The organism is Eudoraea sp. (assembly GCF_049669105.1).
Taxonomy (GTDB): domain Bacteria; phylum Bacteroidota; class Bacteroidia; order Flavobacteriales; family Flavobacteriaceae; genus Eudoraea.
The window spans coordinates 1-18095 of record NZ_JBATKE010000125.1; the positions used below are offsets into that span (position 1 = coordinate 1).

Here is an 18095-nt window from a genome sequence, read left to right on the forward strand (position 1 = left end):
CCCAAAAGTAAGACCAACTACGAATGAAATTAGAATAAGCCATCTATTTCCCCGAGGGTCGTCTAGATCATCTGTCCATTTTAGGCCTAACCATAAAAGTAAAGCCATAATAAAACTGGCCATAGCATACACCTCAGTTTCAACTGCATTAAACCAAAAACTATCAGAAAAAGTAAAAGCAAGGGCTCCTACAATGCCGCTTCCCAGGATAGCTATCGCTGAACTTTCGGTCATTTTGTCCTTTACACCAATTAATTTTCTGGTAAGATTGGTAATGGTCCAAAACATAAACAAGATGGTAAAGGCACTCGAAACGCTTGAAACATAGTTAACCATAAGAGCAATCTTATCTTGCTCAAAAGCGAACATGGCAAAAAAAGCGCCTATCATTTGCCATAGAGGCGCTCCTGGCGGGTGGGCTACTTGTAGTTTAGCAGAGGTTGTAATGTATTCTCCGGCATCCCAGAAACTGCCCGTAGGCTCAACAGTAATAGAATATATTATAAGAGCTATAAAAAAAACAACCCATCCGAGGAGGGTGTCCCATTTCTCAAAATTCTTTGAAAACATGTATTCAGAAGTTTACCAATCATGGCGAATTTACTAATTAAAATAGATATGTACTCATATTTTTATGAAACCGTTAACAAGGGAGAATATTTCTTTTTTAGCGGAATGTCTACAAAATATTTGTGCAAATAAAAGTTTGTCTTAAATTTGCAGGCTCTTATGCTCTAATGGCCTATGGTGTAATTGGCAACACAGCTGGTTTTGGTCCAGTCGTTCTAGGTTCGAGTCCTAGTAGGCCAACGAAAATTGTATACCCATCCCAACACTAAAGAAGTGTTGGGATTCTTAATTTTAGTTTCTTAGTTTAAGTCCTCAGGAATTTGAGGCTCATCTTGAATTTTCAGATCATTTTGTTTTAGTAGTTCGTCTGCTTCCTGTAATTCATCTATTTCATCGTCTACCAGGTCCAATATGGTGCTCATTTTTTTCTTATCCTTAATCATAGCCCATGTCATGATAAGACTTGTTCCTATAATCACAAAAAGTAGAATCCCCGGTTCAAATGTAGCTACCTGTACCTCTGAAGGAATTGCATAAAACAGTAGTATTGTAATGAGGCCCCTTGGAGCAATAAATAGTTGTGGCAGTATATCGCTGCCTATAAAAGTTCTTAAGATTACAAATCTAATAGCATAGATGGAAAGAATAATAAGGACACTTACCAGGGCTACCTGAAAGTTAAATAAAGATGCAATGGCTATGGTCAACCCAAAAATAACGAAGAAGAAAGTACGTACTACAAATGCCGTTTCGAGGGTCACAATATGAAGTTCATGATAAATGCGATGCGCTTTATCATACTCTAGAAAGTGTGATAATTTTCCACCAAAAAATAACTTCATATTCGCAATTACTAAACCGAATATCAAAATGATAAGTAAAGAGGAGAGATGAAGTTGTTTGCCTATTGCATATAAAAGAAGCAAGACGGCAATTAGCAGGAAAAGTTTGGCCTGACTTTTTATCTGCTGAAAAATAAGAATAATTGCATAACTCGCAATAAGTGAAATTACTATAGTTAGCAGAATATTAAGAGCAAAACCTCCGGCACCGGAATCCTCTGCAGGATTTAGCCCACTCACAAGGAAGTAAAACATCATGATTCCCATAATGTCAGAAAATGTACTTTCATAGATGTGGAATTCCCTTTTCTTTTCCGCAAGCTCACTAACGCTTGGAATAATAATAGCGCTGGAAAGTATAGATAAAGGTGTTGCATATAACCAAGCGGCCTGCATAGACATATCCGGGATAAATTGATGAAGAATTAGCGCAGCTACCCATGCAGAACCTATCAGCCCTGTGAGTGCTATTGCCATAGATTTCAAAATAGGGATTAGTTTTTCCTTTTTTAATTCAAGTTCAAGTGCAGCTTCGAGTACTATCATTATAAGGCCAATAATACCCAGTACTTCCAATGCAGGAAAGAAGTCAACTTCTTCGGAGGTAAAAGTTTTAAGTACAAATTGTAAAATAAACCCAAGAAGTATAAGTAATAGGACAGACGGAATATTTGTTCTTTTTGAGATACCATTAAATAGAAAAGAAAGAATAAGTATTACCGATGCTTCAATAATAAGGTTATAGGAGTTAAAGACGTCCATTTAAATGTTGATTAATGCGATTAGATTTAATTCATTTATAATAAAGTTACTATTAAAAGTGAAACGTTGGTGTTATTGCTATAAGTATCTAATATAAATGGAATAAGCTTCTGTTTTAAAATCAAAAAAATTTGTATATTTGCGCCACTGAAAGGATATAATTGTATTCATGAGGGGACAAATTGTCCCCTCTTTTGTTACTTATGGTTATGTTAAAGGCACAAGTTGAAGAGCTTTTGGATAAAGCACTGAAGGAGAATAAAACCTTGTTTTTAATTGATTTTTCAATTACTCCTGATAATACTATTAAGATAGTTCTTGATGGAGATGAAGGAGTGAATCTGAAGGACTGTATGGCCGTAAGCAGGGCTATTGAACATAATTTGGATAGGGAAGAATATGATTTTTCATTAGAAGTTACTTCAGCCGGTGCTGCGGAGCCTATTTTGCTGGCCCGCCAGTATCCTAAAAATATTGGCAGGAAGTTAGTCGTAAAAACAGCGAACGAAAATTACGAAGGTGATCTTACCGAAGCAACAGAGGAGACTATTACCCTGGAATGGAAAGCAAGAGAACCTAAACCGTTGGGGAAAGGCAAAATAACCGTTCAGAAAAGAAAAAAAATTGCCATTTCTGAAATTGAAGAGGCAAAAGTTAAATTAATATTTTAATCACAACGCAAAATGGAAAATATTGCATTGATCGAATCTTTCTCGGAGTTTAAGGATGACAAATTTATTGACCGGGTGACCCTAATGGCGATATTAGAAGACGTTTTTAGGAATGCTTTAAAAAAGAAATTTGGTTCCGATGATAACTTTGATATCATTATTAATCCTGATAAGGGAGATTTGGAAATATGGAGAAATAGAATTGTTGTGGAAGATGGGGAAGTAGAAGAACCAAATGAAGAAATATCCCTTTCAGAAGCTCGTAAGATAGAACCGGATTTTGAAGTCGGTGAAGATGTTTCTGAAGAAGTAAAGCTTATAGATCTTGGAAGAAGGGCAATTTTAGCCTTGCGCCAAAACCTGATATCCAAAATTCACGAACACGACAATACAACCATTTATAAGCAATTTAAAGACCTTGAAGGGGAGATATATACGGCTGAAGTGCATCACATAAGACATAAGGCAATTATCTTGTTGGATGACGAAGGAAACGAAATAATTCTTCCTAAGGATAAACAAATACCTTCTGATTTTTTTAGAAAAGGTGATAACGTTCGGGGCATTATCGAAAGCGTGGAGCTCAAGGGTAACAAACCAATGATCATCATGTCAAGAACTTCACCAGTCTTCCTTGAGCAATTGTTCTTTCAGGAGATTCCAGAAGTATTTGACGGACTAATTACAATAAAAAAAGCGGTTAGAATTCCTGGTGAAAAAGCTAAAGTAGCCGTAGATTCTTATGACGATAGGATAGATCCCGTGGGGGCTTGTGTCGGGATGAAAGGTAGCCGTATTCATGGAATAGTACGTGAGCTTGGAAATGAAAATATAGATGTGATTAACTGGACAAATAATCCTCAGTTAATGGTTACCCGTGCCCTTAGTCCCGCACGTGTTTCTACCGTGACCTTAAACGATGAAAAAAAGACCGCACAAGTTTACCTAAGGCCCGAGGAAGTTTCAAAGGCTATTGGAAGAGGGGGTCATAATATACGTCTTGCTGGTCAACTTACTGGTTATGAGATAGATGTATTCCGTGAAGGCGTGGAGGAAGATGTGGAACTTACAGAATTCTCTGATGAAATTGAAGGCTGGGTAATTGAAGAACTTAAAAAGATAGGTCTTGATACTGCCAGAAGTGTTCTGGAGCAGGATATAGACGATTTGGTAAAACGTACCGACCTGGAAGAGGAAACTATTTCAGACGTTGTGCGTATCCTAAAAGAAGAATTAGAAGATTAAGCTATATATTAGCAACATAAAAGTAGAGAGTAAACAGTATTTATGGCAGACAATGCAACAATAAGGCTTAATAAAGTCTTGAGAGAACTTAACATTTCTTTGGATAGAGCGGTGGAATATCTTGCGTCTAAAGGACACAAGGTGGAGGCAAGACCTACCACAAAGATTTCTGAAGACATACATCAGGTTCTTTTAGACGAATTCCAGACGGATATGAGCAAGAAAGTTGCATCCCAGGAAGTTGGTGAGGAGAAACGAAAGGAAAAAGAAGCTATAAGACTACAGCTGGAGCAGGAGCAGGAAGAAAAAAGACTGGAAAGAGAAAAAAGAGCTGCTTCAAGGGAGGTAGTGAAAGCAAGGGTTGAACTTTCCGGACCGAAACAAGTAGGTAAAATTGATCTAACCCCCAAGAAGAAAGTTAAGCCCGAACCTAAGAAGGTTGAAGAGAAACAAGCCCCAAAGGAAGAGGTAATTGCTGAGGTAAAGGAAGAAGTAGCAGTTGAAGAAGTTAAAGAGGAAATAAAACCTGAAACCGCACCAGAGATAAAGAAGGTTGAGAAGAAAGCTCCAGAGGAGGAAACACCAGAGGAGCCCAGTTCTATTACTACAAAGTATAAAAAGCTTTCCGGACCGAAGATTATGGGAGATAAAATTGATCTCTCTAAGTTTGATAAGCCTAAGAAAAAGAAAGAACCTGTAAAGGCACCTTCCGAAGCAGCAAAGCCGAAAAGAAGGAAGAGGATTATTAGTAATAATGCTGCGCCAGGTGGTGGCAGAGCGAGAACTACTGTTAAAAAGGGACAGCGTTTTGCCTCTACTCCAAAGGCTGAGCCAACGGAAGAAGAAGTACAAAAACAAGTACGTGAGACTCTTGAAAAACTTCAGGGTAAATCCAAAAAAGGAAAAGGAGCAAAATATAGGAGGGATAAGAGAGACCAGCACAGACAACAGACGGAGAAGGATCTGGAACAACAAGAGTTGGAGAGCAAAATACTTAAGGTTACTGAATTTGTGACTGTTGGAGAAGTTGCTACGATGATGGATGTTGCTTCTACTGAGATAATCTCTGCTTGTATGTCTCTTGGGATTATGGTTACCATGAATCAAAGACTGGATGCTGAAACTCTCTCTATTGTTGCAGAAGAATTTGGTTATGAAGTTGAATTTATTACTGCTGATCTTGAAGAATCGATTGAAGAAGAAGTAGATGCACCAGAGGATTTAAAGCCCAGGGCCCCTATTGTTACTGTAATGGGTCACGTAGATCATGGTAAAACCTCACTATTGGATTACATCCGTGAGGAAAACGTAATTGCCGGGGAGAGTGGCGGAATTACACAGCATATAGGTGCTTATGGTGTTACTTTATCTGGGGGGCAAAGAATTACCTTTTTAGATACACCGGGTCACGAAGCATTTACTGCTATGCGTGCGCGGGGAGCACAGGTAACGGATATTGCCATAATTGTAATAGCTGCAGATGATGATATTATGCCTCAAACCAAGGAAGCCATTAGTCACGCTCAGGCCGCAAGTGTTCCTATAGTTTTTGCGATTAATAAAATAGACAGACCTACAGCAAATCCTGAAAAGATTAAAGAAGGTTTGGCCGCTATGAATTTACTTGTAGAGGATTGGGGCGGAAAAATTCAATCTCATGATATCTCAGCAAAAACCGGAGATGGTGTAAAGGAACTTTTAGAAAAAGTGCTTTTAGAAGCAGAACTTTTGGAATTAAAAGCTAATCCCGACAGATTAGCTTCTGGTACTGTTGTAGAGGCATTTCTTGACAAAGGGAGAGGATATGTCTCCACTATTTTGGTGCAGGGAGGTACTTTGGAAATAGGTGATTACGTTTTGGCGGGAACATGCAGTGGCAAGATTAAGGCAATGCAGGATGAACGTGGCAAGATTGTTAAAAAAGCGGGTCCGTCTACACCAATTTCAATTTTGGGATTAGACGGTGCGCCTCAGGCAGGGGATAAATTCAATGTGCTTGAAGATGAAAAAGAAGCAAAACAAATAGCGTCCAAAAGAAGTCAGTTGCAACGCGAACAATCGGTAAGGACACAACGACATATTACGCTCGATGAAATTGGCAGACGAATCGCATTAGGTGAATTTAAAGAGTTGAATATTATTCTAAAAGGTGACGTCGATGGGTCTGTAGAGGCTTTAACGGATTCCTTCCAGAAATTGTCAACCGATGAAATACAAGTCAATATTATTCATAAAGGAGTAGGTGCAATCACAGAATCTGATGTATTATTGGCTTCGGCATCTGATGCCATCGTTATTGGATTTAATGTTAGGCCCATGGGCAATGCCCGGGATATTGCGGATAAAGAGGAGATCGATATTAGGATGTATTCTATTATTTATGATGCCATTAATGATCTTAAGGATGCAATGGAAGGCATGCTGTCTCCGGTGATGAAAGAAGAGATTACGGGTACGGCTGAAATCAGAGAGACCTTTAAAATATCTAAAGTGGGCACAATCGCAGGCTGTATGGTAACCACTGGAAAAATCTTTAGAAACTCAAGTATTCGTCTTATTAGGGATGGTGTGGTAATTTTTACCGGAGAACTATCATCTTTAAAAAGGTTTAAGGATGATGTTAAAGAAGTGGCCAAGGGTTATGATTGTGGGCTTCAGGTAAAGAATTATAATGATATAAAAGAAGGAGATATTGTGGAGGCCTTCCAGGAAGTTGCGGTAAAGAAAAAGCTTTGATCTGAAATTTAGAATAATTTTGGAGGTACCGCGAAACTAAATATTAGCCTCAGATTGACTTGGATGATAATAAAATAAAAAACGACCTATTTGGTCGTTTTTTCTGGTTTTAATAAAAGCGATTCAGGATATTTTATGCGAACCTCTTTAAATTTCCGTTCCGCATCCAATTTAGATTTAAACTGACCAATCTGAACTCTGTACGTAGGGGAATCAAAAATTATTTTTGATTTTAAGTCGGGAAAATCAATATCTACCTGCTGTTTAAGTTCTTCTGCTTTGGAATAAGAACCAAAGCCAACCTGAATTGTAAAGAAATTAGATTTTGAATTACTGATTTTATATACTTCCAGAAGGCGGGTAATACTAGCGTCTTGTTCAATGCTTATTTTCCCGCTTTGTGCCATTCCGCAAGTAATGAATCCACCAAGTATGACTGATAGGATTGCTTTTTTCATGATATTAACTTTAAAGAGATCCAACATAAAATGCAAAAGTAATTTATTGAAGGTTAAACAAAAGTTTTCATGCTTATTTAGAATGAATATAAATTATAAATTATAAAACCCTTAACATTTCTCAAATAAAGTCAAAGTCTTATTTTTGTCGTCAATTTGAGCGGCGATAAATTACCTTTTTGACTTATTTTAATAGTAATTATCGTGCCAGAATTAAGATAGAAATATTTTAAATATGAAAAAGGTTTTGTACCGCCATCAGATTTCTAAACTTTTTGCTTTTGCTTTAGTAGTTTATCTACTCTTTTCAAATTCTCTTTTTGCCCAGGAAGAAAGCCCGGAACAAAATGCTGCAGCCGCTACTGAAGTTGCCGCTGAGCAGGCTGGTTCAGACTCTGGCGATGCTGCGAAAGGGAAACAATTATTTAATCAGAATTGTGCGGCTTGTCATGCGTTAAATCGAAAAATGACGGGGCCGGCATTAGCTAATGTCGAAACCAGACTCGCTGAAGATGAAGGATTGGACAGGGAATGGTTATATGCCTGGATTAAGAATAGTGCCGGGATGATTAGTTCCGGGGATGCATATGCAAATAAGGTGTATGCTGAATACAATCAGGCTGCGATGACTGCCTTTCCTACGCTTTCAAATGCAGATATTGATAATATTTTGGCTTATACTGCTGCTCCACCTCCAGCACCGGTTGCAGCGGCTGCAGCAACGGCCACAAGCGAGGGAGGGGGTGATTCTTCGGGGATTACCAATGAAATTATTTTGGGAGCACTTGTACTGGTTTTTGCCTTACTGGTGATGATGCTGTTTTTAGTCAACAACACTTTGCAACGGATAGCCGAGGCTAACGGAGTTGCAATGGAAAAAGATAAAGCTGTTAAACGAACTCCATTGTGGAAGGCATTTGCACATAACCAATTCCTGGTCCTCGTATCTTCTATTTTCCTGTTATTGGCGAGCGCATATTTTGCATATGGTTGGATGATGCAAGTGGGAGTAGACCAAGGTTACGCACCAATTCAACCCATCCATTACTCGCATAAGGTGCACGCTGGAGATAACAAAATTGAATGTAAATATTGCCATTCATCGGCTAGGGTATCTAAACATTCCGGAATCCCCTCTTTAAATGTATGTATGAATTGTCATAAATCTATTTATGAATACAAAGGGAATCCTGAAGGTCCAAGTCCTGAAGATTTGGCTAACGGGTATACTAATGAATTCTATACAGGGGAAATTAAGAAATTGTATAAAGCTGTTGGTTGGGATGAGGAGAATCAAAAATATACAGGTGAGAGTCAGCCAGTAGAATGGGTTAGGATTCATAATCTTCCGGATTTAGCTTACTTTAATCACTCGCAACACGTTTCCGTTGCAGGTATTGAATGTCAAACCTGTCATGGCCCCGTGGAGGAAATGGAAATCATGTATCAATATTCGTCTTTGACTATGGGATGGTGTATTAATTGCCACAGAGAAACAAATGTTAAAGTAGAGGATAACGCTTACTACGCTAAAATACATGAAGAATTATCCAAAAAATATGGCGTTGAAAATCTTACCGCTGCTCAAATGGGCGGTTTGGAATGTGGCAAGTGTCACTATTAAAAAAAAAATAAGCATCTAATTACAGATATATAATATGGCATCAAAAAAGTATTGGAAAAGCGAAGCGGAGTTAAATCCCAACGATTCCATTGTGGAGACGCTCAGACAAAACGAATTTCCGGAAGAAATACCAGTTGATGAATTTTTAGGAGATAAGGAGAATTTGTCTGCCAGTACAACAAATAGGCGCGATTTTCTAAAATATGTTGGATTTAGCACTGCTGCAGCTTCTTTGGCAGCTTGTGAAGGTCCGGTGAGAAAGTCTATACCCTATGTTATTAAGCCTGAACAAATAATACCGGGTATCGCAAATTATTATGCGACCACTATAGCTGATGGCTATGATTTTGCCAGTATTTTGATAAAAACACGTGAAGGCAGACCAATTAAAGTGGAAAATAATAAGGATGCAAAAACAAATGGTAATAGTAATGCCAGAATACAAGCATCTGTTCTTTCTTTATATGACAGCACGAGATTACAGGGTCCATTAGCAAATGGAGAACCTGCAGAGTGGACTGCAATAGACACTTCGGTAAAAAATAAGCTGGAAGCATTAAAAGGCTCAGAGAAACAAATAGTATTGCTCACTCAGACTTATGCAAGTCCATCTACCTCAAAATTGATAAGTGAGTTTAAGGAAGTTTACGGGAATGTAAATCACATTGCTTATGATGCTATAAGCGAAGATGCGGCTTTAACTGCATTTGAAGCTAAATTTGGAGAAAGGGCATTACCGACATATGATTTTGAAAAAGCTGAAATCATTGTTTCTTTTGGTGCAGATTTCCTGGCCGATTGGCAAGGTGGAGGTTATGACAGTGGCTATTCCAAAGGACGAATTCCCAAAAAGGGCAAAATGTCCAGGCATATTCAGTTTGAATCCAATATGTCTCTTACCGGAGCAAATGCAGATAAGCGAATTGCAATTAAACCGTCGGAGCAGAAAAAGGCACTCGCGAGTTTATTTGGAAAACTAAATAATAGTTCGGTTAATGTTGATCTGAGCGAGAATATCAGCAAAGCGGTTGACGATGTTGCTGCTGAAATAAGGAAAGCTGGAAATAAAGCAGTTGTGGTAACAGGATTGGATGATGTAAACGCTCAGGCAGTTACTTTGTCAATAAATGAAATGTTGGGCAGTATTGCTTATAGCCCAAGTGCACCAAGATATATCAGACAGGGAAATAGCCAGGCTGTTAATAAGCTCATTCAGGATATGAATTCCGGAAAAGTGGGCGCTTTGATCATGGATGGTGTTAATCCTATGTACACGCTCCCGAACGCTTCTGAGTTTGCTCAAGGTGTTGCAAAAGTAGATTTATCGGTCACTTTTTCTACAAATTGGAATGAGACAACAGAAATTACAGAATTTACAGCGGCAGCTAACCACTTTTTAGAATCCTGGGGGGACGCTGAACTTGTAAAAGGACATTACAGCCTGATACAGCCTACCATAAAAGAACTTTTTGACACCAGGCAATTTCAGCAGTCACTCCTTCAATGGATGGGTAGTGATTTAAGTTATTACGACTACATTAAAGGGACATGGAATTCTGGTATTCTGGGAGATGCTTCTTGGAATAAAGCACTTCATGATGGTGTTTTTGTATTGGAATCAAACAATGAAGGAGAAACTTCTGCTACAAATAATAGGTCTGGTGATCAGACAATGGAACAACAAGCCGATGCTAATACAACAGTAGCTCCAATTTCTTCAGCGGTAAGTTCACTGGCCAATACAGCGGCCGATGGAATGGAACTTGTCCTTTATCCAAAAATTGGAATGGGTGACGGTAAGCAAGCTAATAATCCTTGGTTGCAGGAATTTCCAGACCCCATCAGCAGGGTCTCATGGGATAATTATGTTACTGTATCCAGAGCAGATGCCTCCTCATTAGGACTGATAAATGAAAATGTGGCTAATGGCGGACTGAACGGAAGTTATGCCAAACTTACAGTTAACGGCGTGGCACTTGAAAATGTTCCCGTACTCATTCAGCCAGGTCAGGCAGCTGGTACTGTGGGTCTATCATTTGGTTATGGCAGGCAAATAGGTATGAAAACTGAAATGCAGACCGGGGTTAATGCATATGCGCTATATCAGGGATTTAATAGCATTCAAAATGTCACTCTTGAAAAGGCAACAGGAATGCATGAGTTTGCATGTATTCAGCTTCATAACACCCTTATGGGTAGAGGTGATATTATAAAAGAAACGACCTTAGAGATATTTAATACAAAAGATCATACAGAGTGGAATCATGTACCTCAGGTATCATTGAACCATCAGGAAGTTCCTGCCACTACGGTTGATCTTTGGGATAGTTTTGACAGGTCTATAGGGCATCATTTTAATATGTCTATAGATTTGAACGCTTGTACAGGTTGCGGTGCTTGTGTTATTGCTTGTCACGCAGAGAATAATGTACCTGTTGTTGGTAAAGAAGAGGTTCGCAAATCGAGAGATATGCATTGGTTGCGAATAGACAGATATTATTCCTCAGAAGATACTTTTGACCAGGACAACACCAAAAAAGATGAATTTTCAGGAGCTTCAGAGACAAAGTCGGGCTTTGAAGAAATGGAGAAGGCGGCAGTCAATCCACAGGTTGCATTTCAACCTGTAATGTGTCAGCATTGTAACCATGCACCTTGCGAGACTGTATGTCCGGTAGCGGCAACTTCACATAGTCGTCAGGGCCAGAATCATATGGCTTATAACCGATGTGTGGGTACCAGATATTGTGCCAACAACTGTCCTTATAAAGTGAGGAGGTTTAACTGGTTCCTTTTAAATAATAATGAAGAATTTGATTACCATTTCAATAACGATCTTGGTAAAATGGTTATTAACCCAGATGTTACTGTACGTTCGAGAGGGGTAATTGAGAAGTGTTCTCTTTGTATACAAATGACCCAAAAGACAATTCTTGATGCAAAACGTGAAGGAAGAGTAATTGTAGATGGTGAGTTTCAGACTGCTTGTTCCAATGCTTGTAGCAACGGGGCAATTGTGTTTGGTGATTCAAATGACGAAGAAAGCCAGGTTACGGAATTAAAGAAGAATGACAGGATGTACCACTTATTAGAGAGTGTAGGAACAAAACCAAATGTGTTTTATCAGGTAAAAGTGAGAAACACAAATGAAGCATAATCAATTAAGGAAGAATACAACTATAATAAAACTATATGGCGTCGCATTACGAAGCACCAATACGTAAACCCTTAGTCCTTGGGGACAAAGGCTACCATGATGTATCGGTAGATATTGCAGCTCCGGTTGAAGGACGGGCTAGCAGACTGTGGTGGATTGTTTTTTCCATTGCATTGGCAGCACTCCTTTGGGGTGTAGGTGCTATAATTTATACAATTTCTACAGGTATTGGAACCTGGGGACTGAATAAAACAGTAAACTGGGCCTGGGATATTACAAACTTCGTTTGGTGGGTTGGTATTGGGCATGCAGGAACCCTAATTTCTGCTGTACTTTTATTATTCAGACAAAAATGGAGAATGGCGATCAACCGTTCTGCGGAGGCCATGACCATATTTTCTGTAATCCAGGCTGGCTTGTTTCCGATAATACATATGGGTAGACCTTGGTTGGCATATTGGGTGGTACCTATTCCTAACCAGTTTGGTTCACTATGGGTTAACTTTAATTCTCCCTTGTTATGGGATGTTTTTGCAATATCAACTTACCTATCCGTTTCATTGGTTTTCTGGTGGACAGGATTACTGCCTGATTTCGGTATGATCCGGGACAGGGCCGTGAAACCTTTCCAAAAGAAAATTTACGGTCTGGTAAGTTTTGGATGGACTGGTCGTGCTAAGGATTGGCAGCGCTTTGAAGAGGTTTCCCTTGTCCTTGCTGGTTTGGCAACACCACTTGTACTTTCAGTACATACTATTGTATCTTTTGATTTTGCAACTTCAGTTATTCCGGGATGGCACACCACCATTTTCCCGCCTTACTTTGTTGCCGGGGCTATTTTCTCAGGTTTTGCGATGGTTCAAACCCTGTTAATTATAATGAGAAAAGTAAGTCACCTTGAAGATTATATTACTGTTCAGCATATTGAACTGATGAACATTGTAATCATGATTACAGGCTCAATAGTTGGATGTGCTTATATCACGGAGCTTTTTATTGCCTGGTATTCAGGAGTGGAATATGAACAATATGCTTTTCTAAACAGAGCAACAGGACCGTATTGGTGGGCCTATCTTTTAATGATGAGCTGCAATGTTCTTTCACCTCAAATTATGTGGTTCAAGAAAATCAGAACCAGTATAGTAATTTCATTTATTATTTCTATTGTAGTAAATGTAGGTATGTGGTTTGAAAGATTTGTGATCATAGTTACCTCATTACATCGCGATTATTTGCCATCTTCCTGGACTATGTTCTCGCCAACTTTTGTAGATATTGGAATTTTCATAGGGACAATAGGATTCTTCTTTGTACTCTTTTTACTATATTCAAGAACCTTCCCGGTAATTGCACAGGCTGAGGTAAAATCAATATTAAAATCGTCAGGAGCCCGTTATAAAGCCCTTCGAGATGCAGGGAAACCATTATATACAATAAGTAAAAATGGAATTGTAAGAGAAACCATTATTAATAATAATCAGGAGGCTGAAGTCTCTTCAGAATCAAATCAAGGAGAAAGTTTACTTAGTGCACTAGGTAGTTTTGATTCGGGAACTCAGGATCCGGACGATCTTAAGAAAGTAAAAGGGATTGGTCCTTTAATGGAAAAGACCCTCAACAAATTGGGAATTTTCAGCTTTTTACAAGTGAGTAAGATGACCCAAAAAGAATATGATTTGCTTGATTCCCTTACGGGTGCATTCCCTGGAAGGGCACAGAGAGATGATTGGGCAGGACAGGCAAGAATGTTTTTAAACAACGATAAATAATTATGGCAGCTACTACTATTATCCACGCATACTATGATGATGATGATGTATTGATGCACGCCGTTAAAAAGGTTAAAGCTGAAAAACATCATATAGAGGAGGTCTATTGTCCTTTTCCCGTACATGGTTTGGACAAAGCAATGGGCTTGGCTCCAACCAGAATAGCAATTACATCCTTTATGTATGGCTGTTTGGGATTAATTGTTTCTATTGTTATGATGAAATACATAATGATTGACGCCTGGCCAATGGATATTGGTGGAAAACCCAGCTTTAGCTATATAGAAAACATGCCTGCATTCGTACCCATTATGTTCGAATTAACGGTATTTTTCGCTGCACATTTAATGGTGATCACATTTTATTTGCGCAGCAGGCTATGGCCATTTAAAAAGGCAGAGAATCCTGATGTGCGAACAACAGATGCACATTTTATTATGGAAATTGAAGTACATAATAACGAGTCTGCATTAAAAGATTTGTTGTTGGATACGGGAGCAGTTGAGTTGAACATTATTAAAAACAATCATTAGAAAATGAAGCGTTTTATAAAAATAGTAATGATTCTGGTAGTAATTGGTTTTGTTTCTGCTTGTGCGGATAATAGAACCCCAAACTATCAATATATGCCAAATATGTATGAGCCGATAGGTTATGAGACCTATCAGCAAGTTGATTTTCTTCCAAGTGGATCTGAAGCGATGACCCCTCCGGAAAATACTATTCACAGAGGATGGTTGCCTTATGAGTTTGCCAATGATCTGGAGAGCAAGGAAATGGCAAGATTGCAAAAAAGCCCGTTGGATTCTTTGCAAATGGAAGCTAATCTTGCAAAGGGTAAGGAACTTTATACTATATATTGTGGCATTTGCCATGGTAATCAGGGTAAGGGACAGGGAACGCTTGTAAAAAGAGAAAAAATACTAGGCGTACCCAGCTATGACGATGCCGCGAGGAATATTACTGTTGGAAGTACCTATCATACAATATATTACGGGTTAAATTCCATGGGGTCCTACGCCGGACAACTTGATTATGAGGAACGCTGGCAGGTATCGGAGTACGTAATGCAACTAAAACAAGACTTAACAAAATAATACATAGACCTTTAATATGTACACGTTTTCAAACAGATTAAAAATAGCTTCTTTTATTCTCATGGCCGTTGGGGTATTGGGAATTGGCATTGGCTTTGTATCCGCACCTGGTACGGTAGAAGAAGCCAAAGCTATGGTTGCAGCTCATGATGACGGTCACGGAGATTCACACGGGGAGGAAACATCCCAGGCAATGGCCTCCGATCATGGAGAGGCCTCTGATCACAGTGCTGCTCATGATGAGCACTTATTGCATCAACTGCAAAACAGGCCTTGGTCTGCATTATATGTAGCAGCTTTCTTCTTCTTTATGATTGCCTTAGGGGTTCTTGCATTTTATGGAATTCAAAGGGCTTCACAAGCTGGATGGTCACCTATGTTATTCAGGGTAATGGAAGGAATTACAGCCTACCTTGTTCCAGGAGGGATAATAGTATTTGTTATTCTGGTACTTTCAGTATTGCATTTTAATCATATGTTTACATGGATGGATGCCGATGTTGTAGCTCATGATAAATTGCTACAAAATAAGGCGGGGTATCTTAATCCCACTTTCTTTCTTATAAGAGCCGCAATTTTCCTTGGAGGATGGATTGGATATCGTGAAATATCACGAAAACTTTCTATTGCACAGGATAATTCTGATGATGATTCCAATTTTAAAAAGAACTTCAGATTCTCTGCTGCTTTCCTTGTATTTTATCTTATTTCAGAATCCATTATGTCCTGGGATTGGATAATGAGTGTTGATCCTCATTGGTTCAGTACCTTATTTGGATGGTATGTTTTTGCTAGTATGGTCGTTTCCGGTATAACTGTAATTGCAATGGTTACCATTTACCTCAAATCAAAAGGATATTTACCTGATGTTAATGACAGTCATATTCATGATTTGGCTAAATTTATGTTTGGCTTTAGTATATTCTGGACCTACCTCTGGTTTAGTCAGTTTATGTTAATATGGTATGCAAATATACCCGAGGAAGTCACTTATTTTGTTACAAGGATTGAAGACTATAATCTGCCGTTTTTCGGTATGGTCGCTTTGAACTTTATATTTCCTGTGTTACTATTAATGAATAGTGATTATAAAAGGATAAACTGGTTTGTAATTATGACAGGTATCGTGTTGCTTGCAGGGCATTATTTAGATATATTTAATATGATAATGCCGGCAACGGTGGGTGACCAATGGTACATTGGAATTCCGGAATTGGGCGCTATCCTATTTTTCGCAGGGGCTTTTATTTTCTGGGTGTTCCGAGCATTAACCCATGCGCCCTTGCAACCAACCCGTAATCCTTTTATAGAGGAAAGCAGGCATTTTCATTATTAGTAATTTTAAAGTATAATTTCAATACATACAATGACTACATTATTGATCTTAATTGTTTTAGTACTAGTGGCAATTGCAATTTGGCAAATGACCAAAATCTTTGAATTGTCCAAACTAAAGACAGTAGATTCACAAGTGGCAACCGATAAGGATAACAAGTATAATGGTTACTTGTTGTTTGCTTTTTTGATATTTATTTATGGGATTACTATATTTAGTTTTTATAAATACACGAAAGTATTATTGCCTGAAGCTGCTTCAGCCCATGGGGGGGATTATGATTACCTATTGCTTGTTTCATTTATTATCATCTTTTTTGTTCAAACCATTACTCAGGCGTTATTGCATTATTTTGGGTTTAAATATCGCGGGGAAAAAGGGAAAAAGGCCTTATTTTTTGCAGATAATGACAGGTTGGAATTCATTTGGACGATAATACCAGTGATCGTTTTGGCCGGATTAATATTGTGGGGTTTATATACCTGGACCAACATAATGGATATCAATGATGAGGATGACCCTCTGATCGTAGAATTATATGCTCAACAATTCAATTGGACGGCAAGATATGGTGGGGCAGACAATGTATTAGGAGGTGCCAATGTTAGAATGATTGATATTGATAAGGCAAATGTTTTAGGATTGGATGAATCTGACCCCAATGCTTCTGATGACGTTATTGTAAAAGAATTACACCTGCCTGTTGGTAGAAAGGTAAATTTTAAAATGCGTTCACAGGATGTATTGCATTCCGCCTATATGCCTCATTTTAGAGCTCAGATGAATTGCGTACCTGGAATGACCACTGAGTTTTCTTTTACACCAACCATAACTACCGTGGAGATGAGGATGAATCCGGATATTGTAGATAAGGTAAAAAGAACAAATAAAATTCGAGCAGAACGCGCAGCTAATGGAGAAGACAACTCGGATCCATGGGAATTTGATTATATTCTGTTGTGCAATAAAATTTGTGGTAAATCGCACTATAATATGCAGATGAAGATTATAGTAGAAAGCGAAGAAGATTATAATGCATGGATGGAAAGTCAGCAGACTTTTAGTCAGACTATGGCATCAATGCAATAAATAAAGCTATAAAGAAGTAAAATTAATATAAAAAAAAATTCGATTATGTCTGTTACTGCACATGCCCACGTTGATGATCATGAAGATGATCACGTACATCATCATAAAGAGACATTTGTAACAAAGTATATTTTTAGTCAGGATCATAAGATGATTTCAAAACAGTATCTTATTACTGGTTTGATTATGGGTTTTATTGGTATTGCAATGTCTCTTTTGTTCAGAATGCAATTAGCCTGGCCCGGTGAATCATTTCCTATTTTCGAGACTTTATTAGGAGGTTGGGCTCCCGGAGGTGTTTTGGATGCAGATATGTACCTGGCATTGGTGACCATACACGGCACTATAATGGTATTCTTTGTTCTAACAGCCGGCTTGAGTGGTACTTTTAGTAATCTTCTAATACCGTTGCAAATTGGTGCAAGGGATATGGCCTCAGGTTTCCTGAATATGTTATCATATTGGATGTTCTTTGTGTCCAGTGTAATCATGGTTATTTCACTTTTTGTGGAGGCAGGACCTGCAGCTGCAGGATGGACTATCTACCCTCCTCTTAGTGCACTGCCTATGGCTCAGCCTGGATCTGGAATGGGAATGACACTTTGGTTGGTTTCTATGGCTATCTTTATTGCCTCTTCCTTATTAGGGTCATTGAACTACATTGTTACAGTAATCAATCTAAGAACCAAAGGGATGTCTATGACAAGGCTTCCTTTAACCATATGGGCGTTTTTCGTTA

General features: G+C 38.6%; 14 protein-coding genes and 1 tRNA gene. 12 read left to right on the plus strand and 3 right to left on the minus strand.

The window, feature by feature from the left end:
- Positions 1–570 (minus strand): DUF2723 domain-containing protein (locus tag WBM60_RS10615; protein ID WP_424283057.1); only part of this gene is annotated, 570 nt, incomplete at its 3' end.
- Positions 571–738: 168 nt separating this feature from the next.
- On the opposite strand from WBM60_RS10615, the gene WBM60_RS10620 reads away from it, so the two are divergent.
- Positions 739–810: transfer RNA gene (locus WBM60_RS10620), tRNA-Gln, on the plus strand.
- A gap of 59 nt (positions 811–869) precedes the next feature.
- Here WBM60_RS10620 and WBM60_RS10625 read toward each other — a convergent pair.
- The gene (locus WBM60_RS10625) at positions 870–2174 is read right to left on the minus strand and encodes a cation:proton antiporter (protein ID WP_424259133.1); all 1305 of its coding nucleotides are present in this window, start codon (positions 2172–2174) and stop codon (positions 870–872) included.
- A gap of 209 nt (positions 2175–2383) precedes the next feature.
- Between WBM60_RS10625 and rimP the strand changes: the two genes are divergently transcribed.
- The 3 genes from rimP to infB are packed head-to-tail and all read left to right on the plus strand — an operon-like array spanning position 2384 to position 6826.
- Positions 2384–2845, plus strand: coding sequence for a ribosome assembly cofactor RimP (rimP, locus tag WBM60_RS10630; protein ID WP_424276610.1), 462 nt, complete (start codon positions 2384–2386; stop codon positions 2843–2845).
- 12 nt (positions 2846–2857) lie between these two features.
- Positions 2858–4090 carry a transcription termination factor NusA gene (gene nusA / locus WBM60_RS10635; protein ID WP_424259135.1) on the plus strand — a complete coding sequence of 411 codons (1233 nt, stop codon included), beginning with the start codon at positions 2858–2860 and terminating at the stop codon, positions 4088–4090.
- A gap of 42 nt (positions 4091–4132) precedes the next feature.
- Positions 4133–6826: a translation initiation factor IF-2 gene (infB, locus tag WBM60_RS10640; RefSeq protein ID WP_424259136.1), complete on the plus strand. Its 2694-nt coding sequence runs from the start codon at positions 4133–4135 to the stop codon at positions 6824–6826.
- An 86-nt stretch (positions 6827–6912) separates the two neighbouring features.
- On the opposite strand, the gene WBM60_RS10645 is transcribed toward infB, so the two are convergent.
- Positions 6913–7284, minus strand: coding sequence for an SPOR domain-containing protein (locus tag WBM60_RS10645; RefSeq protein ID WP_424276924.1), 372 nt, complete (start codon positions 7282–7284; stop codon positions 6913–6915).
- A 235-nt stretch (positions 7285–7519) separates the two neighbouring features.
- Between WBM60_RS10645 and WBM60_RS10650 the strand changes: the two genes are divergently transcribed.
- From WBM60_RS10650 to WBM60_RS10685, 8 genes are all read left to right on the plus strand, one after another.
- A complete protein-coding gene (locus WBM60_RS10650; protein ID WP_424279153.1) occupies positions 7520–8908 on the plus strand; it encodes a cytochrome c3 family protein in 1389 nt (462 codons plus the stop codon).
- 34 nt (positions 8909–8942) lie between these two features.
- Complete coding sequence (locus tag WBM60_RS10655; RefSeq protein WP_424278218.1) at positions 8943–12065, plus strand: TAT-variant-translocated molybdopterin oxidoreductase; 3123 nt, start codon at positions 8943–8945, stop codon at positions 12063–12065.
- Between the two features lie 35 nt (positions 12066–12100).
- Positions 12101–13834: an NrfD/PsrC family molybdoenzyme membrane anchor subunit gene (nrfD, locus tag WBM60_RS10660; RefSeq protein WP_424259331.1), complete on the plus strand. Its 1734-nt coding sequence runs from the start codon at positions 12101–12103 to the stop codon at positions 13832–13834.
- Between the two features lie 2 nt (positions 13835–13836).
- Positions 13837–14367, plus strand: coding sequence for a DUF3341 domain-containing protein (locus WBM60_RS10665; protein ID WP_424259330.1), 531 nt, complete (start codon positions 13837–13839; stop codon positions 14365–14367).
- Positions 14368–14370: 3 nt separating this feature from the next.
- Positions 14371–14931, plus strand: coding sequence for a c-type cytochrome (locus tag WBM60_RS10670; RefSeq protein ID WP_424259329.1), 561 nt, complete (start codon positions 14371–14373; stop codon positions 14929–14931).
- A 16-nt stretch (positions 14932–14947) separates the two neighbouring features.
- Positions 14948–16267 (plus strand): quinol:cytochrome C oxidoreductase, encoded by a 1320-nt coding sequence (locus WBM60_RS10675; protein WP_424259328.1) that lies wholly within the window; start codon positions 14948–14950, stop codon positions 16265–16267.
- A gap of 30 nt (positions 16268–16297) precedes the next feature.
- Positions 16298–17356, plus strand: a complete 1059-nt coding sequence (locus WBM60_RS10680; RefSeq protein WP_424259327.1) for a cytochrome c oxidase subunit II — start codon at positions 16298–16300, stop codon at positions 17354–17356.
- Positions 17357–17401: 45 nt separating this feature from the next.
- The coding region (locus tag WBM60_RS10685; RefSeq protein ID WP_424283058.1) for a cbb3-type cytochrome c oxidase subunit I at positions 17402–18095 on the plus strand (694 nt) is incomplete at its 3' end.